We start from the raw sequence: 21,959 nt of genomic DNA, 5'->3' as shown, positions 1-21,959 counted from the left end.
TTGGGGTTTGAAGAATTTATTTCTTCAGTTCCTTTTTGATAAGCTCAACATTTTCTGCATTCACTTTACCTAAAACATACGCGATCTTCTGATCTTTATCTAAAATTATCGTCATCGGAAAACGAGTAATGCGGTTTTGCTCAATTAATTTATAATCGGCGTTGGTGATAAGATCCAACAAAAAATTGTGCTTCAGAAGGAATTTCTCTACATTCTCTTTTGTACTAAATGTTATGCCAATGAAGTGCGCAGAATCTTTTAATTCCTGATAAAGATTGTTGAGATGTGGCATTTCTTCAATACACGGCTCGCAGATTGTTGACCAAAAATTAATAACCGTAGGTTTTCCTGAAAGATTTTCAAAGGAAAAATTCTCATCGTTTGTACTGGAAAATTGTTCAACGGAGAATGTTTTTCCAATCATATCATCATACCCTGGGAAATTAAATAAAGCTTCAGAATTTTGAGATTTAAATAAACCAAAACTGAGCATTAGGATAATCAGCGGGAAATTTTTGATCAGATTTGATTTATTCATAGTAATAAGTTTTACCAGCCTCCCGAAGCGCCTCCGCCTCCGAAACTTCCGCCTCCGCCGAATCCTCCAAAACCGCCTCCGCCTGAACTTCCGCCACCAAATCCGCCACCGCCAAAACTTCCCGGGAAAGGAAACGGGAAAAATCCCCCGGAATATCTTTTTCTTCCGCGTCGGGTAATAGTAGAATCACCATCGTCGTCATCACCGCCTTTTCCAAAAAGCATATACAAAATGATAAAAATCACGCAGCAGATTATAACAATAGTGGTAATATTGGTTTTACTGCTTTTTTTTGTAACCTGAGGCTTGAATTTTCCCTGTACGGCTTCCATAATCGCATTCGTACCGCCTTCGATGCCGTTATACCACATACCTTTTTTGAAATTTGGTGTCACGATATAATCTAAAATCTGACCTGCTACGGAAGCTGTAAGATATTGTTCCACCGCTCGGCCCTGCTGTATCGACATGGTGCGGTCGTCTTTTGCGATCAGGAAAACCACGCCATTATCAACATTTTTTTTGCCAATTCCCCATTTTTCACCAAACATCGTCGCGAGATAATTTACATCTTCACCTTTTGTAGAAGGAATGATGATCACCTCAATTTCGGTAGAGGTAGAATCTGCGAACTTGATTAATTTCTCATTCAGACTGCTTTTTTCCTGTTCAGAAAGAAGATTGGCTTCATCGTAAACCGGATAAAGTACAGCAGGTTTTTCCGGAATCGCATACTGCGCCCGCAGAAAAATACTGCAGAAAAGAGCGAAAAAAAAGAAAATATATTTAGCTGAAAGTAACTTCATTGGGCAATTCGTTGTGATGATTTCCCGTTACGGGAAAATATTTTTTAAGCTCAATGCCTGTTTCCAAAACTGCGCTTTTAAGGGCTTTGCCGTAATTTCCTTTAGAAAATTCACGTGTGATAAAATCGTGAAGGTGATCCCAGAAACTTTGCTGAACCTTTTTGTGAATGCCTTCATCTCCAATGATCGTTAGGTATTTTGCTTTAAAATTGATATAAAACAAAACAGCATTCCGGTCTCTGGTTTTCGTCATTTCAAGAGAATTGAAAATATCGTACGCCGCTTTCGCATGATTTTCGTGCGTGCTGCTGTCGATATGCACACGAATCTCGCCTGTAGAATTTTCTTCTGCAGATTTTATGGCGTCAACAAGCGACGCGACATCTTTTTCTGAAAGGTAACCGCTCATTTATTCTGTGAAAACATCAGGTGCTTTTTCTGCTCCGGCTTCTGCTTTAAACAATGGCTTTTCTTTAAAATTGGTAAAGTTGGCCAAGATGTTATTTGGGAATTGCTTAATCGTAGTATTATAGTCACGCGCAGAAGCATTGTAATAAACGGTTTCTGTACGGATGCTATTTTCTATCGCAATATATTCGCGCTGGAAATTGATGTACTGCTGATCCGCTTTTAAGTTTGGATAAGATTCTGCAACTGCAATCAATCTGCTTAAAGCACCGGATAACTGCCCCTGTGCCGCCTGAAATCTCTCTAAATCCTGCTCAGTAAGATTTGCCGGATCGATGTTGATAGAAGTTGCTTTAGATCTCGCTTCGATGACACGCGTTAAAGTTTCCTGCTCAAATTTCGAGTACGACTTTACAGTACGCTCAAGATTTGGGATGAGGTTGGCTCTTTTCTGATAAACCGTCTGTACATTCGACCATTTTTCATTCACGATCTGTTCTTTGGCAACGAAATTATTGTATCCGCTTTTCCCCCAGAAAAATAAAATTCCGACAATTACGAGAAGTGCAATACCAATCGTGCCCGCGCTGAAACAGCCTTTGTTTTTCATAGTTTAAATTTTTAATATTTTTTGTGCTACGTAAATATACAAATTATGTACTAATTTTGCCGAAAATCAAAAGTAATGACGACAATTGTAGTGGCGATGGGCGAGAACAACGGCATCGGAGCTGATAATCAAATGCTTTGGCACCTTCCAAACGATCTTAAGCATTTTAAAGAAATCACCACCGGCCATCCGGTTATTATGGGCCGCAAAACTTTTGAGAGCATAGGAAAACCTTTAGCTAACCGTACCAATATTGTGGTTTCGCGCAAAAAAGACTGGTTTCAGGAAGGTATTTTAATTGTCGGAAGCATTAAAGAAGCTTTAAAATTTGCCAAAAAAATAGATGAAAACATTGCCATCATAGGCGGAGGAAATATCTACGAACAAACCATGGAACTTACGGACCGCTTAGAAGTTACTGTGGTAAAAGCATCTGTCGAAGCTGATACATTCTTCCCGAAAATTGATCTTAAAATCTGGGAAAAAACTTCAGAAGAATGTCACGAAAAAGACGAAAAACATCAGTATGGGTACTGTTTTCAGACGTATGAAAGAAAGCTGCCGAGAGCTTAATCTGATTTAATATTTTCTTAATTAATCCATTTCGGCAAAGCTCCGAAAAATATTATCTTTACACCTCGAAAATTTAGCATGAATAAGTACATAAAAATAGCAGTCGCAGCAATTTTGATCGCAGGCGGACTTTATATGATGTTTTTTACCAGAAATCTCGGTTGGGGAATCGTGGTTTTTTTATTGTCTGCGATCCCGATTTTTCTCTTTTTTAAAAATGAAAATATTCTTTTGGCTTTTTGGCAGTTGCGTAAGCAGGATATGTTGAAAGCTTCAAAATTCCTAAATAACATCACTGATTACAAAGCACAGCTTCACAAAAACCAGTACGGATATTTCCATTATCTTCAGGGTTTGGTTCTGGCGCAGGATCAGCCGACGAAAGTGGAACCTTTAATGAAAAAAGCGCTCGATTATGGTTTAAATATGAAACACGACCGCGCAATGGCGACTTTAAATCTTGCTGCAGGAGCGATCTCAAGAGGAAGAAGACAGGAAGGACAAAAACTTCTGGATGAAGCCAAACGCCTCGATTCTGCCGGAATGATGACCGACCAGATCAAAATGCTGAAAGACCAGCTGAAAATGCCGACGATGCAGAAGCACATTCACAATCCCAATATGAGAAACAGAGGGAAGTTTTAAAATATGAAGCCGCAGATTTTATTTGCGGCTTTTTTTTATAATAAATTTACATTTCAGAATTTTGCTCGTAACCATAAAATTTCGGCATCTGCCAGTGGTATTTTACGGCTAAAGTGCGGATGGAAACAATCATCAAAATCGTAAAAATCTGAATAATCGTGTGCGAAAGTCCGCTGTAACTGGTAAGCAGTAAAAACGTTGCACCTCCAACGATGCAGGCGCTTGCATAGATTTCTTTCCTGAAAATGAGGGGAATTCTATTAAGAAGAATATCGCGGATGATACCGCCAAAACAACCGGTAATCGTTCCCAGCCCGATGCAGATTAAAGGGTGGATTCCGGCGCCAAGACCTTTCTGTATACCGATAATGGTAAATAAACCAAGCCCAAAACTGTCGAAAATAAAGAGCGTGACTTTGAAGTTCTTTTCTACCGATTTGAATATCATGGAGAAGAAACTCGTCGCGAGAATAAGTCCGCAGGTGAGGAGATCATGCATCCAAAAAACCGGAATATCCAGCAGTAGATCTCTCACCGTTCCGCCGCCCACAGAGGTTACAAAAGCAATAATCAAAACCCCGAAAGGATCAAGTCGCCGCTGCATCGCCGCAAAACTGCCCGACATTGCAAAGGAAATCGTGCCCAGAACTTCAATGATAAAATTAAACTGCTCGTGCATTTTTATTTGGGTAATAGGTAATTGGTAGTTAAAAATTTTCTAAACCTATACCTATTTCTTTTTTTTAACACGAACGGCATCCGGAACAAGAAGCTCATATTCGCCGCCATGGTTGATGATTTCGCGCACAATACTGCTGCTGATAAATGATTTCCCCGAAGAGGTGAGAAGGAAAACGGTTTCCAGCTTGCGGTGCGCCAAAGTGCGGTTGGTATGTGCAATGGCTTTTTCAAATTCAAAATCGGCAGGATTTCTAAGTCCGCGAAGGATAAACTGCGCGTTTTTTTCAAAACAGTAATCAACGGTTAAACCTTCAAAAAAATCGACTTCCACATTCGGAAATTCTGCGACAGAATTTTGGATAAATTCCATGCGTTTCTCGATCGGGAACATATATTTTTTCTGCGAATTTTGTCCTATGGCGATGATCACTTTGTCAAAAAGTGCCGCCGCACGTTCTATAATATCGTAGTGTCCAAGCGTAATCGGGTCAAAAGATCCGGGGAAAACAGCAATTTTCATGCGTAGATAATTATAAGTTATTAATTATAATGAAGAGCTTTAAACCCAAAATTCGAATTTCTAAATTTTATTTAAAGCCTTTTCAACCTCACTACCGCAAAGATCTTTTACAGAAATACCGTAGATTTTTGCCTGTTGAGGAAGAATACTCGCGGGAGAAAATCCCGGGTTGGTATTCATTTCAAGCATATATGGCGTCCCGTTCATCAGGATAAATTCGCTGCGGGAAAATCCGCTCATGCCAAGAGATTCGTATGCTTTTTTCGAAATTTCTTCAACTTTTATTCTTGTTTCATCATCTATTCTGGCCGGTGTAATTTCCTCGGATGCGCCTTCGTATTTGGCTTCGTAATCAAAAAATTCGTTTTGCGGAACAATTTCCGTAATGCCGAGAACAATGGTTTCGCCTTTAAAATCGATGACACCGACAGAAACTTCCATCCCGTCGAGAAAACTTTCAATTAATATTTCATCATCTTCTTTAAATGCAATTTCAATCGCAGAAGCCAGTTCAGACTGCTGTTTTACTTTCGAGATACCGAGAGAAGAACCGCTTTGGTTGGGTTTTACGAAAAGTGGCAGGCTCAGTTCGCTGATGATATTTTCTTCGTCGATCTCATCACCTTTTCTTAAATAAATACTTTTCGCAGAAGGAATTCCGTATTTTGAAAGCACAGCCAGCGTGTCTTTTTTATTAAAAGTAAGCGCACTCTGGTAAAAGTCGCAGCCGGTATATTTTTGTCCGATCGCGTCCCAGTATGCCTGCAGAATTCCGTTTTCGCCCGGCGAACCGTGAATGATATTAAAGCAGACGTCGAATTTGAGCTTTTCGCCGTTTTCAAGATTTACCGAAAAATCACCTGTATCAATGGCTGTTTTTTCATCATTTTCACTTAGGAAAAACCATTCGTCTTTCAAAATAATGACTTTGTAGACATGGTAGAGATCGCGGTCCAGCGAATCGAAAATCAGCTGACCGCTTTTCAGCGAGACTTTATACTCGTCAGAATAGCCGCCCATTACCACGGCTACGTGTTTTTTGCTCATAAAATTTGGTATCGATACGGGCAAATTTAATGATTTTAAAACATCTGAAATGCTGATTTTAAAATTTTTGAAACTCGCACGAATTCTCTGCTGCCCAAAAGTGCAATATAAAATTAATAGCTATATTTGCCGTATAATTCAAGTATTTTATACTATGCTTAAATCGCTTTTCAATTGGAAAGTTCTTGCAAATCTTCTTCTCGCCATCGGCGTTTTCATTGGTTTGGTGTATCTCACTTTCCGCTGGCTGGAGTATCATACCAATCACGGACAGGAAATTCCTGTGCCCAATGTGGTGAATAAATCTATTCACGATGCGGTAAGAATTTTAGATGACGCTGGCCTCGATTATGAAGTCGACAGCTTTAAATATGATCCTAGATTCCGACCGCTACAGGTTTTACAGGTTTCTCCGTCGCCAGGTTCGCGTGTGAAAAACGGGCGTGCAATTACCATTAAAGTTAATCCTAAAAGCTGGGCTCCGGTGGCGATTCCGGATGTAATCAATAAATATTCTGGTCTGGCATTTCAGCGTTTGGATCAGGTTGGTTTGAAGGTTGGCGATACGATTTTTGAGCCGAGCATACAAAAAGATGCGGTTTTAAGAATTTTATTTAAAGGAAATGTTATAAAACCTGGGTCCAAAATTCCTCGGTTCTCAGTTATTGATGTAGTCGTAGGTTCCGGGCCTATGCGAAATATTGTCATTCCAAATCTTGTAGGATTAACAGTAGGTGAAGCGAAAGCGGTGATTGGCAGAAATCTTTTTGAAGTGGGTGTTGTGGAGCATGAAGATGGAGGACAGGACGATTCTAACATTGTCTATTATCAGGATCCGGCTTCAGGTGATGCGCGGGATCAGGGAATGCAGATTGACCTTTGGGCAAGTAAAAAAACACCAGCCGAGATGAGGTTAAGAATTGATCAGCTGAATTCGATGTACCGAATGAAAATTGATACGACGCTTGCGCCGATACGGTATGAAGAAGTTCCGGTAATTCCTGAACCTATCAATGAGCCGGTCATTCCTGCACCAAGAAAAGATGTACCTAAAGCAGACGCGACAAAAGTGTCTCCGGTGATAACAAAAACGACAACGGTAATGAAAAATGACGTGACAAAAACCGCTGCTACACCAGCTAAGACAACGCCGGCAGCAACGAAAACCGATATAACGAAAACTCCTGTCAAGTCTGTCGATAACGCAACAAAAACCACTGCTGATAAGCCAAAAGCCAAAAAAGTGGTTAATTAATTTTAAAAGAATAATAATTTTAAATAAAATCAGGCTTCAACTTTCTGTTGGAGCCTTTTATATACAGCAGCCATGATAGACGAACAGGATGAATTTGACGAGTTTTCTGAAGCCGGCGAAGCCGAAATGGATGAAAATAAAGGTCTGTACGAGCATGTGAATATTACGGTAGATCCAAAACAGGAACCTTTAAGAATTGATAAATTTCTTCAGAATTTCAGACAGAATTCTTCACGGAATAAAATTTCACAAACCTGCCGCGCCGGAAATGTAGTTGTAAACGGACAGATTGTAAAGCAGAACTACCGTGTGAAGCCAGGCGATCAGATTTCGCTGTTATTAGCGCATCCGCCAAGACTGAATGTTATCGTTCCGCAGGATATTCCAGTGAATATTGTCTACGAAGATGATGATCTTGTGGTTGTCGACAAAGAACCCGGAATGGTTGTGCATCCAGGTTTCGGAAACTGGGATAAAACATTGGTGAATGCGTTAGCTTTTCATTTCGAAAAAAACGGTTCCAAATCTGATCTCGACCGCGTTGGTTTGGTTCACCGTATTGATAAAGATACGAGCGGACTTTTAGTGATAGCCAAAAATGAATATGCACTAAGTTTTCTTGCCAAACAGTTTTTTGAAAGGAAAACACGCCGATTATACTGGGCTTTTGTCTGGGGAAATATGAAAGAAGACGAAGGCACCATTACCGGTCACATCGGCCGCCACCCGAAAAACAGGATGCAGATGCATACATACACCGATGGCAGCCAGGGAAAGCACGCCGTGACGCATTATAAGGTTTTAGAAAGATTTAAATATATGACCTGGGTAGAATGTAAACTGGAAACAGGAAGAACGCATCAGATTCGCGCGCATTTTAAACACATAGGACATACACTCTTTAATGATGAGCGCTACGAAGGTCATACGCCTCTCCGCGGAGTGAATCTTCCTAAGTATAAGCAGTTTATAAAAAATGTTTTCGATATACTGCCTCGTCATGCGCTGCATGCTCATACGTTAGGCTTCATTCATCCTACCACAAAGCAGGATTTGTATTTTGAAAGCTCAATGCCACATGATATGGCAGATGCCGTAAAAAAATGGAGAAATTATTTGGAAAACTAAATATATATTGAGAATTTTTTTATATTTGTTGAATTGAAATCAAGATTTGTTATGAGAAAACTATATGCTATCGTATGTTTAGCTCTTTTGTCGAATGCATACAAAGCACAAGAATCATTACCATATTATCAGCAATATCTTCTGGATGGTGAGTTCCTGTTCAACCCTGCTCAATACGGTAAAACAGACTACGTACAACTTAACCTAAATTATCAACAACAATTTTCAAAATTCAGCGAATCTCCAAATGTACAGTCTGTGGGGATTAATGCTAATATTTTTGACAGAGTAGGAGCAGGTATTTCTGCCTTCAGAGACAGTAACGGACCTATTTCTGCAAACGGTATCACGGTCGGAGGATCTTATTTTATCCCATTAAGCAGTGAGGGTGACAGAAAAGATCAGTTCTCTTTCGGTACCAGTGTTAATTTTTACAATATGAATTTTGATTATTCTAAAATTAATACAGAAGACGGTTTCGATCCTTTGCTTCAGGGCAATGAGAGTAATATCTTTATGGTGTATGCAAACTTCGGTTTGGCTGCAACGTACAGAGGTTTATTCGGTGGTGTTTCGGTAAACGATATCGCTTTGAGTAACGACGAGTCTATTGTAAACAACGTAGAGCCTTCTCCGATTAAGTTTTTCTTAAACTTAGGATATGACTGGAAGATTGCAGACAATATCGCGATCACACCTTCTGCTTTGATTAATCTTAATACAAATTCTACGAGACTTCTTGACTTGAATTTGATGGCAACATTCTCAAACGACATCAATGCGTTCTCTTTCGGAGCGAGTTTCAGAGGTGTTCAGAACAGATTTGATAACCAGCAGCTGAGTATTTCTCCAATTGTAAAGGTACGTTTCAATAAATTCATGATCGGTGCTACATACAACCTTGGGATGTCAGACATTCAGGAGTATGGTGGAAACAGCTTCATGATCGGTCTTGGATACAACTTCGACAACTTTATCAATCACCGAGGATTTAGATACTAATCTTATTTAAATTAAATACATTTGAGCTCTGAAATTTTTCAGAGCTCTTTTTTTTATGATCTACATTCACATCCCTTTTTGCAAACAGAAATGCAGCTACTGCAATTTTCATTTTTCAACATCTTATAATCTTAAAGATGAAATGGTTTCTGCAATTAAAAAAGAAATTTTCCTCAGAAAAGATTTTCTCCAAAACCGTGATATTAAATCTCTATATTTTGGTGGTGGCACGCCTTCCATTCTTTCAACAGATGATCTGAATTCAATAATCGATGAGGTTTTAAAATATTTTTCTTTCAGTTCTGATATTGAAATTACACTGGAAGCGAATCCGGATGATCTGGATAAAAATTTTCTTTCTGGTTTGTCTAAAACGGCTGTCAACAGACTTTCTATTGGTACGCAAAGTTTTTTTAATGAAGATCTTAGACTGATGAACCGCGCGCACAATGCCTCCGAAGCAGAAGATTCTATAAAACGATCTCAGGATTTTGGTTTTAGTAATATCAGCATCGATCTGATCTACGGCTCGCCAACTTCCAACTTGGAAATCTGGAAGCAGAATCTTGCAAAAACTTTAGCTCTGGAGATTCCTCATATTTCAGCGTATGCCTTAACAGTCGAGCCTAAAACAGCATTAGAAAGCTGGATCAGCAGCGGAAAAGTAGTCGGTCCCATAGAAGAAGTTCAGCATGACGAATTTATTTTTATGACCGATTTTCTTAGTGAAAACGGTTATGAACACTACGAAATTTCCAATTTTGGAAAACCTGGAATGCACTCGAGACACAATTCTGCGTATTGGGAAGGCAAAGAATATCTTGGCATCGGACCTTCTGCACATTCTTTCAATGGAAGCGACCGCCGAAGCTGGAATGTTGCCCATAATAAAAAATATATCGATCAGATCGCTGCTTCGAATCTTCCTGAAGAGCATGAAATTCTGACAGAAAAAGAACATTTCAATGAAATGCTGATGATTGGTCTCAGAACAAAAAAAGGAGTTTCAATGGATCGCCTAAAAACTGATTTCTCCGCTGATATTTTTGAGAAATTAATTATGAATATTAAGTCAAAAATTTATTCAGAGTCTTTGGTTATTGAAAACAATTATCTCAAAATTCCGGAAGAAAAATGGTTTTCAGCTGACGGAATTGCTTCTGATCTTTTCATGGTATAAATTTAATTAGGTTGATTGAGATGTGCGGTTTTTTGTATAAATTTATCAGCAATATCTAAGTAAAATTTAATGATGAAAAATCTACTGTCTGTTGTAGCAATATTTATTTTAACTGGAGTTTCTGCGCAGGAATTCGAAAGAAATCAGTTATTGGTTAAAATAAAAAATGAGGTTACGCAAGGCGAAAAAATAAATTTCACGCAGCTGAAAACTGGTTATAAATCCTTAGATTCTTTAAACCGAATCCATGAATTAAAAAGGATTTTACCCATCGGAAATTCTGATGCAACGAAAACGTTTCTTTTGGAATTCAAAAGCGATTCTGATGTTTTGCTTTTACAGAAAACGTATCAGCTGCTATCCAATATAGATTTTGTAGAGCCGAATTTTATCTCGCACGGTGCCGGTGTGAAAGCTGCTGAGGAAAATTTAAACATTCCAAATGATACTTATTTTCTCAACAGACAATGGGGTTTGTATAACACAGGAAATTTCCTGCAGACAGGCATGACAACGACTCTTGATGCAGACGTCGATATGGAACTTGCATGGGATATCGAAACCGGAAATCCAAACCTGATTATTGCTGTTGCCGACAGTGGACTGAACCTCACACATGAAGATATTCAGGCGAGGATCTGGAACAAAGCGTCAGAAATCCCAGACGGAATTGATAACGATAACAACGGTCTGATTGACGATTTTCAAGGTTGGGATTGGGTAAATAACGACAATAATCCGTCGGATGATCACGGGCACGGAACCAACTGTACAGGAATTATCGGAAGCATCGCAAACAATTCTAAAGGCTACACCGGCGTTAACTGGAACAGCAAAATAATGCCGCTGAAAGTTTTAAATTCGGCCAATTCCGGGAATTATGCGAACATGGCAAACAGCATGTATTATGCGGCTGCAAATGGCGCGAAAGTTATTTCTATGTCGATTGGAGGAACTTCATCCTCTTCTGTTTTGTCAAATGCTATTTTAAGTCTGAAAAACAGTCAGGTGCTTTTGGTGGTCTGTATGATGAATAATAATAACGAGGTTGCCAATTATCCGGCGGCTTATTCGACGCTCTACGACAACGTGATTGCTGTAGGCTCGACTGACGCAAACGACAAAAGAACGCAGCCGTTTTTCTGGAGTGCAACTTCCGGCAGTAATTACGGAAATCATATTAATGTCGTTGCGCCGGGAAATTTCATCTACGGTTTGGGCTTCGATACGAGCAATTCTTACAGTTCATATTGGGGAGGAACTTCTCAGGCGACACCACTTGTCGCTGGTATCGCATCGCTTATTTTTTCTAAAAATCCTTCACTTACACCTGCACAGGTGCGAAGTATTCTGCAGTCTACGGCAGAAGATCAAAAAGGTTTGCCATCCGAAGATACTTTTGGCTTTGATAAATATCACGGTTATGGAAGGGTAAATGCCTTCAGTGCGCTGAGTTCGCCGTTGGTTTTAGCGGTAAAAAATGAAGCATTAAAAGCAACGGGATTATCAGTTATAAATCCAGTCGGATTCCATCAGCTTGAGATTTTTGTGAATGAAAATAAACTAACGGGAAGTGCCGATCTTCAGATAATTACTTTTGACGGAAGAATAATTGGTGAAAAACACCTTGTTTTAAAGCAAGGGAAAAATACAGTGCCAGTTTCAGATTTGATTGCAGGAAGTTACATCCTCACCATTAAAAAAGGTGACTTCAGCAAAATCTATAAAATTACCGTTAAACCTTAATTTCTGAGATGCTTTTTTGATGTTAAAATTTAAATTATTTTTGCATCATCAAAAACTATATTTTGAAGACCCACAAACAGAATTATTCTCATCTCTCTCCCAGTCAGCCGATCGGTATTTTTGATAGCGGAGTAGGTGGTCTCACCGTCGCCAAAGAAATCAAAAGACTGCTTCCTAACGAAGATCTGATCTATTTTGGCGATACCAAGCATCTTCCCTACGGCGAAAAATCGAAGGAAGCGATCATAGAATATTCTACAAAGATTACCAATTTTCTGCTGTCTCAAAACTGCAAAGCAATTGTGATTGCCTGCAATACAGCCACAGCAAATGCGCTTCAGGATGTCGTTCATTCAGTTGCCGGAAAAGTTCCCGTGATTGATGTAATCAATCCTGTTGCTGAAAAAGTGGCCTTTGAAATTCACAATAATGTGGGTGTGATTGCGACTAAAGCGACGGTAAATTCCGGTCTGTATAAGAAGAGCATCCGCAAGAATAACCGTTTTATAAGAGTGGACGAGCTCGCGACGCCTCTATTGGTTCCCGCGATTGAAGAAGGATTTAAAAATCATCCGATCACGCATGCAATTATTTACAACTATCTCAGTAACAGCAAACTCAAAAATATTGAAACGCTGATTTTAGGCTGCACACATTATCCTTTATTACTTGACGAAATCAAGCAGTATTACGGAAACCGCGTGAGAGTAATCGATTCACCAAATATTGTAGCCAATCATCTTTCGACGATTTTAGATAAATATAATTTGCTGAATAAGCACAACCCGAAGCCGAATTATCATTTTTACCTTTCAGATATTACCAAAAACTTTGAGAAAATATCAAAAAAATTCTTCGGAAAAACCATCGACTTAGAATTTAAAGTTCTGTAGATTTTCCCGAAGCAATTCTTAAATTATTAGATTTCGGTAAAAACTTTTTCGTGCGGAAGTCGGCTTTTCGGCGTTCTGTCAGGATGATTTTTATCTTCCTCATGTTTTACACCGACGCACATCGCCGCCAAAGTTCTGAATTTCTCCTCACCTAAAATCTCATCATACTTTTCCGGTTCAATGCCTTCCATTGGCGTTGCATCGATTTCCATCTCGGCACAAGCTGTAAGTGCGACGCCGATTGCGAGGTAGACCTGCGCTGTGAGCCATGTTCGGATAAAATCTTCACCATGAGGTTTTACCATTTTATCATAATAGGCTACGGCTTCTTTTGCAAGATTTTCTTTGATGTGATTCTCAAATTCCGCGGTTTCTTTGTAGACCTGAAAGACAATCAATGCAGTGCTCTCGTTGATTTTTTCTTCATTGGTCATCGAAGCTTTCGCCAGTTTGGCTTTGATTTCTTCATCTTTCACGAACACGAAATGCCACGGCTGACTGTTGATCGACGACGGACTGAGACGCAAAATCTCTTTTAATTGTGCTAATTTTTCATCACTTACTTTTTGCTCAGCGTTGTACTTTTTTACAGCATAGCGCTTTTTCATTTTTTCAAGAAAATTCATTTGTAATTTATTTTAAAGGTGTTGAGTGTTCACATCTTCACCATTAAAAACCGAACCAAACTGCAAAAAAAATCAGGAAATTAATTTTCCTGATCTGTGTGTTCTTCATCATTCGGGCGGTAAAAACTAAAAGCAACATTTCCGTATTTTCTGGTCTCCAGATAGTTGGGATGATCGAGTTTCATTCTGCTTTGATGCTCGATAATCAAAACACCGTTGGGTTTCAGATATTTATTATGAATAACGAGTGAGATAAGTTCCTGGTATTTTTTTTCGTCGGTCTCAAACGGAGCGTCCGCAAAAATGATTTCGTACGATTTTTTGTTTCTGAATTTCTTCAGCCAGTCATACACATCTCCACGCTGCGTATTGATCTGCAGCTGCATTCCGAGTTCTGTGGCAGTGGTGTTAATAAACGCGATATGTTTTGGATTTAGTTCCACAGAAGTCACATCTTCGCAGCCCCGCGAGGCAAATTCGAATGTGATGGAGCCGATTCCTGCAAAAAGATCGAGCACAGAGCTCGAGATCATGTCGTATTTATTTTCAAGAATGCTGAAAAGCGCTTCTTTCGCAAAGTCTGTTGTAGGCCGTACGTCGAAATGTTTTGGCGCCAAAATCTTCTTGGCTTTCCATTTGCCGGCGATTATTCTGTACATAAGATTTTAGATTTATTTGAACGGTAAAACAGCAGTTTTAAAATGATTTCTGCAGTTTTGAAACTAATTTAAGATAAAATTCTTCTTCGGCAAATTGTCGAAAACGATTTTTAAATGCTGCACAAACTTCTGAAGTTCGGAGATGAAAGTTTCATTTTCTGTTGTTTCGCCATACACAAAAAAGTGCGTTTCGCTTATGCCAAAACCGATTTTGCTGAGCGTAAACATGATGAAATAAAGAAAATCAACCTCCGAATTTACATCGAGATTATTATAAAGGATCACTTTTTTATCTTCGAGCGCAAAAAATTCGCACTGCTGATGATAAAGGTTGATGTGAATTTCCTTTCCGCTTCGGTTATTGATCTGGTTCAGAAATTTTTCTCCCGAAAAATTAAATCTTACGGGAATCTCCAGACTTTTAATTCTCTGATAAAACTCTTTGGGAAAAGTATAATAAAACTGAACCTTAAACTTTTTGTTAATTGAAAGCATCAGTTCTTCATTGTCTTTACTGGCCGGCGCATTGTATGCAATCAGTTCAAAACCGGCGTCGTGATCGGCAAAACCTTCCGGCATCAGCGTAAAATGATTGAGCGCAGAGATCACAGAAATCTCATCAAATCTATCTTTTTGCAAAATCTCATCAAGCTTTTCGGCAACAAAATTTTCTGAAGATTCTTCGCTTCCGAAATAATGAGTCTGCTCGGTGACGCTTTTGTTTTTGGCAAATTGAGCGGTCAGTCCGTCTTTTGTGAAAAGTAAAGTAAGTGTTTTCATAGGCGATCGCTGCAAATTTAGTGAAAATCTACCAGTACGGCGCCCGACTGATGGTGAAGGATGTCTTTATTGTAAAAATCAAGATTCGTCTGGCTTTCAAGCACGTCCCAAACCATCCGCTGCAAAACGCCGTCGCCTATTCCGTGGATAATTTCCAGCTTTTTCAGGTTGTTTTTACGGCAGAAATTTAGAGTTTCGATCAGCCTTTCTTTCTGAATAAAGAGCCTTTCAAAACTGTCGTAATCATGCGGATTTTTTACCAGATGCTGAAAGTGCAGATCCAAAACCATCGGACTTTTATCGTGCTTTTTCGAAATATTTTTTCGGGGTTCTGCCTTTTTTACGATTGGAACGCCGGCATACAGATCGGCATTTTTCGGAACCACTTTCTGCGCCGGATATTGATGCGTAAAACCATATTCGTCCTTAAAAACGATTATATTTTCTTTTACCGAGGTGATCATTCCGCTCAGATCTTCATCCACCACCGAGACTTTATCGCCGATTTTCATTGTTATTTTATTTTTTAGTAGCCGGGAACCTGCTTTCCGCTTATACTCCTCACGCCATCGCTTATTCCAGCGTCTGTTCCGGGGTAACCGCTGCAATCAGGGCTATTTTCCTCTTAAAGATTGTTCGCTTATTTTAAAATTCAGTCAATTTCAGACACTTGTTTTAGATCCCAATTCGATAATCTGAAGGTCTTTTATTTCTTCTCCATCAATTACAAACTGCATCATCGTGCGCATTTTATGCCAACCCTGTTTTCCGCACGCGCCGGGATTCAGATGAAGAAGTTTGAATTTATCGTCATACATCGCTTTCAGAATATGTGAATGCCCGGAAATAAAAAGTTTTGGCGTTTTTTCCGAAATCTCCTGCTTTGCCAGTGCAGAATATCGGTTGGGATATCCACCGATATGAATCATCAGAACTTCCACTTTTTCACAAATAAAACGGTTCACTTCAGGAAACTCTGACCGTATTTTAGCATTGTCAATATTTCCGTACACACCCTTCAGAGGCTTTATTTTTTCGAGTGCTTCGATGATTTCAAAACTTCCAAAATCTCCGCAGTGCCAGATCTCGTCAGCCTTTTTAGCATATTCCAGAATACGATCGTCGATGTAAGAATGTGTGTCGGAAAGTAGAAGAATTTTGGTCAATTTTCAGCGTTTATTTTGAAAGATCAAAGGTAGCTAATAATCACGAATTGTTTAAATTTGTGAAATTTTAAAAAATAATGACGCAGAAATTTTCATTTGTCTTTGTATTTCTTTCCTTTTTCGCGTTTTCGCAGGTTGAAGAGAAAAAATTAGACGAGCTTATTCAGAATACTTTAAAAACTTTCGACGTTCCCGGAATGTCAGTCGGCGTAATCAAAGATGGCAAAATCATTTATGCCAAAGGCTTTGGCGTTCGCTCACTCACCACGAAACAGCCGATGGACGAAAATACTTTGGTCGGAATCGCTTCCAATTCAAAAGGTTTTACGTGTACCGCACTGGCGATTTTGGCTGATGAAGGCAAACTCAAATGGGACGACCCGGTTTCAAAATACATCCCTGAATTTCAGATGTACGACCCATACGTTTCTAAAAATGTGACTGTAAGAGATTTGGTGACGCACAGAGCCGGTTTAGGTTTGGGACAGGGGGATCTGATGTTTTTTCCTGAGGGCGGAACTTTATCTGTCAACGACATTGTGCAGAATGTACGCTATTTAAAACCTGAAAACCCTTTCAGAACGACTTTAGATTACAACAACGTGATGTTTATCGTTGCGGGAGAAGTAATTCACAGAATTTCAGGGTTAAGCTGGGCCGATTTTATTGAGCAGCGAATCATGAGACCTGTCGGCATGACTTCTAGCTTTGGAAGTTACAACCGCGCAAAAGCTGTTTCAAATAAAATTGATGCCCATGCGCCGGTTGAAGGAAAAGCTGTGGCTGTGACGCACGATTGGAATGAAACGGCAAATGCCGCAGGCGGCATTATGAGCAACATAAAAGACATGACGACCTGGGCAGAATTTCTTTTAAATAATTTTACTACGAAAGACGGAAAAAAACTCGTTTCAGATAAAAATGTACAGCAACTCTGGAGTCTGCAGATTCCAGGTGGTGTGGCGATGAAAAATCCTTACGATACGAGTTTCTACGGCTACGGTATGGGTTGGTTTTTAAGCGATGTGAAAGGTCATAAACAGATTCAGCACACAGGCGGACTGATCGGAACGGTAACGCAGTTCACCCTGATTCCGGATATGAAACTTGGGATTGTTGTTTTGACAAATCAGCAGTCTGGCGCAGCGTTCAACACGATTACAAACACCGTAAAAGATTCTTACCTCGGAATCGCAGACAGGAATTGGCTGAAAACCTACGGTGACCGAATGATCAAAATGAACGAAAGTTTTGACAAACAGAAAAAAGATGCTTTTGCAAAATCTGATGCCTTCAAAAAAGAAAAAAATATGCAGCCAAAACCGGAGCAGTTCGTCGGAACGTACAGCGACCGTTGGTTTGGTGATGTCGGAATTTCCAGGCAGGGAAATGTGTATAGAATCGAATGTAAAACTTCACCGCGGTTGAAAGGTGAACTTTTGCCTTTTTCAAACAACAGTTTTATTGTAAAATGGGACGACAGAAGCTACGATGCCGATGCGTACCTGATTTTTGATTATGATGAAACCGGAAAAGCACAGTCTGCGAAGATGAAACCGATCTCAGATGTGACGGATTTCAGTTTTGATTTTGATGATTTAGATTTGAAAAGAAAATAAAATAAAAAATAAGGCGGGCAAATTGTCCGCCTTATTTTTTATAAAATTTCACTTGATTTTTTTTGGCTCGTAGAAGAAAGAAAACTTTTTCATTGCGCTGTCAAACTGTGACCAAGAATCGCATTCGATTTCAAAACCGGCAACACCACAGGTCGGGAAATGGAAAATCTCATCGCTTATCGAATTGGCAAAATTAGAAATGCCGTTGTTATGAGAAAAAAATGCAACCGAATCTACATCATCTTTCAGGTCATAAATAACCGATAGAAAATTATTTTCTGAAGGATTATAAAGTTTTTCTTGTGTGATGTAATTCAGGCGGTAGGTCTGATTAAATATTTTGCAGGTATCCAAAGCGCGCAATGCCGGACTGGAAACCAGGTAATCAACATTAATTTGGCTGTTTTTTAAGAATTTAGACATTTTCAGAGCATCGCGCAGACCTTCATCTGCCAGCGGTCGGTCAAAATCGGAAGTATCCTCCGGCCAGTCACTCTTTGCATGCCTCACCAGTATAAGTTTTTTCATATTTTTTGGTTTGGAAGATTAAAATTAGCAAAAAAAATGTTTGATAGTCGCCATAACGATAAAAAATACTGCGCGATGAATAAAACAATAAAAATTTATTAAATTTGCACACGTATGGGACAGATTCTCGCGGTAGACTACGGCAAAGCCCGATGTGGTCTCGCTGCTACAGACGATATGCAGATTATTGCCAGTGCATTGCAGACCGTAAATACCAAAACGCTGCCAGATTTTCTCAGGAAATATTTTTCGCAGAATAAGGTAGACGAAATTGTGGTTGGACTTCCCACAGATTTAAAAGGAAATCTATCGGAAATTGAAAGTGATATTTTACTATTTATTGAAGCTTTTAAACAAGAATTTCCGCAGATTCCCGTTTTCAGATTAGATGAGCGTTTTACCTCAAAAATGGCGTCTTTTTTCATTTCGCAAAGTGGGAAAAGCAAAAAGCAGAGACAGGAAAAAGGTTTGATAGACAAAATAAGTGCAACCATTATATTGCAGAATTTTTTAGAACAGAAAAGAAAATGATTTTACCGATAAGAGCGTTTGGTGATCCTGTTTTGCGAAAAACAGGGAAAGAGATAGACAAAAATTATCCGGATCTGCCACAGCTGATAGAAAATATGTTTGAGACGATGTACAGCGCAAACGGTATCGGACTTGCAGCGCCGCAGATCGGTTTAGACATCAGGCTTTTTATAGTGGATATTTCTCCGCTTGCTGAGGACGAAGATTATCTTGATATTGCTGAGGAACTGAAAGATTTCAGAAAAGTATTCATTAATGCAGAGATTTTAGAAGAATCTGGCGAAGAATGGAAGTTTAATGAAGGCTGTCTTTCGATTCCGGACGTACGTGAAGATGTAAAGCGTAAAAGCACAATCTTGATCGAATATTATGATGAGAATTTTGTGAAGCATACCGATACTTTTTCGGATATTCGTGCACGCGTTATTCAGCATGAATATGATCATATCGAAGGCACGCTTTTCACCGATCATATCAGTCCGCTGAAGAAAAAACTGGTGAAAGGGAAGCTGACGAAGATTTCTCAGGGCGAAGTATCGATTAATTACAAGATGCGTTTCCCAAAATAAATTAAACAAATACTAAATATAGAGCAGCCTGTTTTTTGAGCAGTTTGCAGGATTTTAAAAAAAATAAAAATTATGCTGTTAGAGAAAATTATTTCAATCGCCGGAAAACCGGGACTTTACAAACTGGTTTCACAATTGAAAAACGGTTTCATCATTGAAGATGTGACTACGAAGAAAAAAGTAAGCATCGGAAACTCCAGCCAAGTGAGTCTTTTGGATAATATCGCAATGTTCACGATCGACAAAGAAGTTCCGCTTTTTGAAGTGATCGAAAATGTGGCTAAAAAATACGAATACAAGGAAACGATTTCTCACAAATCTTCAGACGAAGAATTGAGAGCGTTCATGGCAGAATCGCTTCCAAACTATGATAAAGACCGCGTGTATGTTTCAGACATCAAGAAACTTGCGCAGTGGTACAATATTTTGCACAAAGCAGGTTATGTAACGCCTGAAAGTTTTGTAAAAGCAGAGCCTGAAACGGACGAATCTGCACCTTCAAATAGCACTGATACAGAAAAGAAAACAGAAAAAGCAGCTCCGAAAAAGGCGGCAGCGAAAACTGACAAACCTGCAGCACCGAAAGTGAAAGCTTCAACAGGCGCTAAAGCTGCTACGAAAAGTACACACAGAAAAATGGGATAATTGAATCCTTAATGTAAGTAAAACCTCGTCAGAAATGATGAGGTTTTTTGTTTTTTAAAGATTTTAAAGATGTTTGTAGAGTTTGCGTTTACTCTAAGCTTTTTAAATTTCTTAATTTTACATCGGAAATAATTTAAAAAAATGAACAGCAGAGCAGAACAACTGGAAGCATTCGGGCGGCTTCTCGATATCATGGATGATCTTCGTGAAAAATGTCCGTGGGATAAAAAACAGACTTTGCAGACGCTGCGTCATCTTACTCTTGAAGAAACTTATGAGCTTTCTGACGCAATTTTGCAGGAAGATTTAACGGAAATCAAAAAAGAGCTCGGCGATGTTTTGCTTCATCTTGTTTTCTATGCGAAAATCGGTGCTGAGAAAGGCAGTTTTGATATCGCTGACGTTATTAATTCACTTAATGAAAAGCTTATTTTCCGTCATCCGCACATTTATGGTGACACAGAGGTGAAAGATGAAGATGAAGTGAAGCAGAACTGGGAAAAGCTGAAGCTGAAAGAAGGCAATAAATCAATTTTGGGTGGCGTTCCGAAGAGTCTGCCGAGCCTGATTAAAGCCTATAGGATTCAGGATAAAGTGAAAGGAATCGGTTTTGAATTTGCCGACGCTGAAGATGCCTGGAAGAAAGTGGAGGAGGAAATCGAGGAATTTCATGATGAAAAAGATGTGCATAAAAAGGAAATTGAACTCGGCGATGTGTTTTTCTCGTTGATTAATTATGCACGGATTTCAGGTTTAAATCCGGATTCTGCGCTGGAAAAAACCAATCTGAAATTCATCTCCCGTTTTCAGCTGATGGAAAAATTAGCCGTAGAAAAAAATCTCAGTTTAAGTGAAATGACGCTTGCCGAAATGGACGAACTTTGGGACGAAGCAAAAAAAATACATACCTCATGAAAATCGTATTCTATGCGGCTTATACTTTAATTTTGATAAACTGCAGTCAAAAATCTGAGCAACGCGCGACCGAAAAACCGGTTTTGAAAACATTATTTAACCTTCCGAAAAAACTGAAAGAAGTTTCAGGGATTGCGCTTTCTCAGGATCAAAAAGTGATCTGGGCAATTGAAGATGCAGGAAATAAAAATTCCGTTTACGGAATTGATTTTGAAGGAAAAATGATCGCCAATATTTTTGTAGATGGAGCAGAAAACAACGACTGGGAAGACATTACAAAAGATTCTTCAGGTAATTTCTACATCGGAGATTTTGGTAATAACGATAACGACCGAACAAATCTTTCGATTTTAAAATTGGATTTAAAAGATCCTTCGCAGAAAACGACCAGTGTTATTCAGACCACAAAATTTTATTACGAAGGTCAGGAAAATTTTCCACCGAAAAAATCAGATTTGCTGTACGACTGCGAAGCTTTTATTGAGAAAGACGGCAGCTTTTATCTTTTCACCAAAAACAGAAGCAAAGGTTTTGCCGGAACATTTCTGGTCTATAAAATACCAAATCAAGAAGGAAATTTTGAAGCGAAATTAATTGGTAAACTGAAGTTGGAAGGTGGTTATGACGATGCTGCGATCACTTCTGCATCGGTAAATTCAAAAAACGAAATTATTCTGCTTACGCACAAAAATATTCATTTGTTGACGGGTTTTACCGCTGACGATTTTTCTAAAGCAAAAATTAAAAAAATTCCTTTAGAGAACAGTACTCAGAAAGAATCTGTGGTTTTTAAAGATGATAAAACCTTGCTGATCGCTGATGAAAAAGACAAAAAGCTGGGCGGAAATTTGTATGAATTCATTCTTAAATAGATAGATAAAATTTCCGG

At 39.1% G+C, this 21,959-nt stretch carries 27 protein-coding genes; 14 read left to right on the top strand and 13 right to left on the bottom strand.

The genetic code is table 11. From position 1 onward, the window contains the following. Positions 1-16: 16 nt before the first annotated feature. Genes ASG01_RS10955 through ASG01_RS10940 form a run of 4 tightly spaced genes read right to left on the bottom strand, consistent with a single transcriptional unit; the run spans position 17 to position 2,362 of the window. Positions 17-538: a TlpA family protein disulfide reductase gene (locus tag ASG01_RS10955; protein ID WP_055863544.1), complete on the bottom strand. Its 522-nt coding sequence runs from the start codon at positions 536-538 to the stop codon at positions 17-19. A gap of 11 nt (positions 539-549) precedes the next feature. Beyond that, entirely contained in the window at positions 550-1,344 is a 795-nt protein-coding gene (locus ASG01_RS10950) for a TPM domain-containing protein (protein ID WP_055863543.1), read from the bottom strand. Continuing rightward, positions 1,325-1,753 (bottom strand): TPM domain-containing protein, encoded by a 429-nt coding sequence (locus ASG01_RS10945; RefSeq protein ID WP_055863542.1) that lies wholly within the window; start codon positions 1,751-1,753, stop codon positions 1,325-1,327. Before ASG01_RS10945 ends, ASG01_RS10950 begins: the two co-directional genes overlap by 20 nt. Next, on the bottom strand, positions 1,754-2,362 hold the full coding sequence (locus ASG01_RS10940) for a LemA family protein (RefSeq protein ID WP_055863541.1): 609 nt from the start codon (positions 2,360-2,362) through the stop codon (positions 1,754-1,756). Between the two features lie 75 nt (positions 2,363-2,437). Here ASG01_RS10940 and ASG01_RS10935 point away from each other — a divergent pair, with 75 nt between their 5' ends. Together ASG01_RS10935 and ASG01_RS10930 are read left to right on the top strand one after the other, a co-directional pair. Next, on the top strand, positions 2,438-2,935 hold the full coding sequence (locus ASG01_RS10935; RefSeq protein WP_055863540.1) for a dihydrofolate reductase: 498 nt from the start codon (positions 2,438-2,440) through the stop codon (positions 2,933-2,935). Between the two features lie 78 nt (positions 2,936-3,013). After that, a complete protein-coding gene (locus tag ASG01_RS10930; protein ID WP_055863539.1) occupies positions 3,014-3,580 on the top strand; it encodes a hypothetical protein in 567 nt (188 codons plus the stop codon). A gap of 46 nt (positions 3,581-3,626) precedes the next feature. On the opposite strand, the gene ASG01_RS10925 is transcribed toward ASG01_RS10930, so the two are convergent. The 3 genes from ASG01_RS10925 to ASG01_RS10915 are packed head-to-tail and all read right to left on the bottom strand — an operon-like array spanning position 3,627 to position 5,828. Then, complete coding sequence (locus tag ASG01_RS10925) at positions 3,627-4,259, bottom strand: trimeric intracellular cation channel family protein (RefSeq protein WP_055863538.1); 633 nt, start codon at positions 4,257-4,259, stop codon at positions 3,627-3,629. Between the two features lie 51 nt (positions 4,260-4,310). Beyond that, on the bottom strand, positions 4,311-4,781 hold the full coding sequence (coaD, locus tag ASG01_RS10920; RefSeq protein ID WP_055863537.1) for a pantetheine-phosphate adenylyltransferase: 471 nt from the start codon (positions 4,779-4,781) through the stop codon (positions 4,311-4,313). Positions 4,782-4,841: 60 nt separating this feature from the next. Then, positions 4,842-5,828 (bottom strand): D-alanine--D-alanine ligase, encoded by a 987-nt coding sequence (locus ASG01_RS10915; RefSeq protein WP_055863536.1) that lies wholly within the window; start codon positions 5,826-5,828, stop codon positions 4,842-4,844. Positions 5,829-5,982: 154 nt separating this feature from the next. On the opposite strand from ASG01_RS10915, the gene ASG01_RS10910 reads away from it, so the two are divergent. The 6 genes from ASG01_RS10910 to murI all read left to right on the top strand — a co-directional run bounded on the left by ASG01_RS10910 (position 5,983) and on the right by murI (position 13,032). Further along, positions 5,983-7,083: a PASTA domain-containing protein gene (locus tag ASG01_RS10910; protein WP_055863535.1), complete on the top strand. Its 1,101-nt coding sequence runs from the start codon at positions 5,983-5,985 to the stop codon at positions 7,081-7,083. Between the two features lie 72 nt (positions 7,084-7,155). Further along, positions 7,156-8,211, top strand: a complete 1,056-nt coding sequence (locus ASG01_RS10905; RefSeq protein WP_055863534.1) for an RluA family pseudouridine synthase — start codon at positions 7,156-7,158, stop codon at positions 8,209-8,211. Between the two features lie 51 nt (positions 8,212-8,262). Beyond that, a complete protein-coding gene (locus ASG01_RS10900; RefSeq protein WP_055863533.1) occupies positions 8,263-9,213 on the top strand; it encodes a PorP/SprF family type IX secretion system membrane protein in 951 nt (316 codons plus the stop codon). Positions 9,214-9,268: 55 nt separating this feature from the next. After that, entirely contained in the window at positions 9,269-10,393 is a 1,125-nt protein-coding gene (gene hemW / locus ASG01_RS10895) for a radical SAM family heme chaperone HemW (RefSeq protein ID WP_082498350.1), read from the top strand. A 69-nt stretch (positions 10,394-10,462) separates the two neighbouring features. After that, the gene (locus tag ASG01_RS10890; protein ID WP_055863532.1) at positions 10,463-12,139 is read left to right on the top strand and encodes a S8 family serine peptidase; all 1,677 of its coding nucleotides are present in this window, start codon (positions 10,463-10,465) and stop codon (positions 12,137-12,139) included. Positions 12,140-12,201: 62 nt separating this feature from the next. Beyond that, positions 12,202-13,032 (top strand): glutamate racemase, encoded by an 831-nt coding sequence (gene murI, locus ASG01_RS10885; RefSeq protein WP_055863531.1) that lies wholly within the window; start codon positions 12,202-12,204, stop codon positions 13,030-13,032. Positions 13,033-13,058: 26 nt separating this feature from the next. On the opposite strand, the gene ASG01_RS10880 is transcribed toward murI, so the two are convergent. From ASG01_RS10880 to ASG01_RS10860, 5 genes are all read right to left on the bottom strand, one after another. Next, a complete protein-coding gene (locus ASG01_RS10880; RefSeq protein WP_055863530.1) occupies positions 13,059-13,658 on the bottom strand; it encodes a nitroreductase family protein in 600 nt (199 codons plus the stop codon). An 80-nt stretch (positions 13,659-13,738) separates the two neighbouring features. Then, the gene (locus tag ASG01_RS10875; RefSeq protein ID WP_055863529.1) at positions 13,739-14,317 is read right to left on the bottom strand and encodes an RsmD family RNA methyltransferase; all 579 of its coding nucleotides are present in this window, start codon (positions 14,315-14,317) and stop codon (positions 13,739-13,741) included. A gap of 63 nt (positions 14,318-14,380) precedes the next feature. Further along, on the bottom strand, positions 14,381-15,097 hold the full coding sequence (locus ASG01_RS10870; protein WP_055863528.1) for a DUF3822 family protein: 717 nt from the start codon (positions 15,095-15,097) through the stop codon (positions 14,381-14,383). Positions 15,098-15,114: 17 nt separating this feature from the next. Then, positions 15,115-15,609 carry a Smr/MutS family protein gene (locus ASG01_RS10865; RefSeq protein WP_055863527.1) on the bottom strand — a complete coding sequence of 165 codons (495 nt, stop codon included), beginning with the start codon at positions 15,607-15,609 and terminating at the stop codon, positions 15,115-15,117. A 150-nt stretch (positions 15,610-15,759) separates the two neighbouring features. Then, a complete protein-coding gene (locus ASG01_RS10860; protein ID WP_055863526.1) occupies positions 15,760-16,263 on the bottom strand; it encodes a metallophosphoesterase family protein in 504 nt (167 codons plus the stop codon). Positions 16,264-16,340: 77 nt separating this feature from the next. On the opposite strand from ASG01_RS10860, the gene ASG01_RS10855 reads away from it, so the two are divergent. Further along, positions 16,341-17,882 (top strand): serine hydrolase, encoded by a 1,542-nt coding sequence (locus tag ASG01_RS10855; protein ID WP_055863525.1) that lies wholly within the window; start codon positions 16,341-16,343, stop codon positions 17,880-17,882. A 48-nt stretch (positions 17,883-17,930) separates the two neighbouring features. On the opposite strand, the gene ASG01_RS10850 is transcribed toward ASG01_RS10855, so the two are convergent. Further along, positions 17,931-18,410 (bottom strand): SixA phosphatase family protein, encoded by a 480-nt coding sequence (locus ASG01_RS10850; RefSeq protein WP_055863524.1) that lies wholly within the window; start codon positions 18,408-18,410, stop codon positions 17,931-17,933. 114 nt (positions 18,411-18,524) lie between these two features. Between ASG01_RS10850 and ruvX the strand changes: the two genes are divergently transcribed. From ruvX to ASG01_RS10825, 5 genes are all read left to right on the top strand, one after another. Then, positions 18,525-18,941 carry a Holliday junction resolvase RuvX gene (gene ruvX, locus ASG01_RS10845; protein WP_055863523.1) on the top strand — a complete coding sequence of 139 codons (417 nt, stop codon included), beginning with the start codon at positions 18,525-18,527 and terminating at the stop codon, positions 18,939-18,941. Then, a complete protein-coding gene (def, locus tag ASG01_RS10840) occupies positions 18,938-19,510 on the top strand; it encodes a peptide deformylase (RefSeq protein ID WP_055863522.1) in 573 nt (190 codons plus the stop codon). Before ruvX ends, def begins: the two co-directional genes overlap by 4 nt. A gap of 72 nt (positions 19,511-19,582) precedes the next feature. After that, on the top strand, positions 19,583-20,155 hold the full coding sequence (locus tag ASG01_RS10835) for a DUF5606 domain-containing protein (protein ID WP_055863521.1): 573 nt from the start codon (positions 19,583-19,585) through the stop codon (positions 20,153-20,155). A 141-nt stretch (positions 20,156-20,296) separates the two neighbouring features. Then, on the top strand, positions 20,297-21,070 hold the full coding sequence (mazG, locus tag ASG01_RS10830; protein WP_055863520.1) for a nucleoside triphosphate pyrophosphohydrolase: 774 nt from the start codon (positions 20,297-20,299) through the stop codon (positions 21,068-21,070). Continuing rightward, the gene (locus ASG01_RS10825; RefSeq protein ID WP_055863519.1) at positions 21,067-21,942 is read left to right on the top strand and encodes a hypothetical protein; all 876 of its coding nucleotides are present in this window, start codon (positions 21,067-21,069) and stop codon (positions 21,940-21,942) included. Before mazG ends, ASG01_RS10825 begins: the two co-directional genes overlap by 4 nt. The last annotated feature ends 17 nt before the right edge of the window (positions 21,943-21,959 follow it).

Origin of the sequence: Chryseobacterium sp. Leaf180 (genome assembly GCF_001424585.1) — a bacterium.
GTDB lineage: Bacteria > Bacteroidota > Bacteroidia > Flavobacteriales > Weeksellaceae > Chryseobacterium.
Note: the sequence above shows the minus strand (reverse complement) of the source record. Positions and strands in the feature narration are given on the sequence as shown.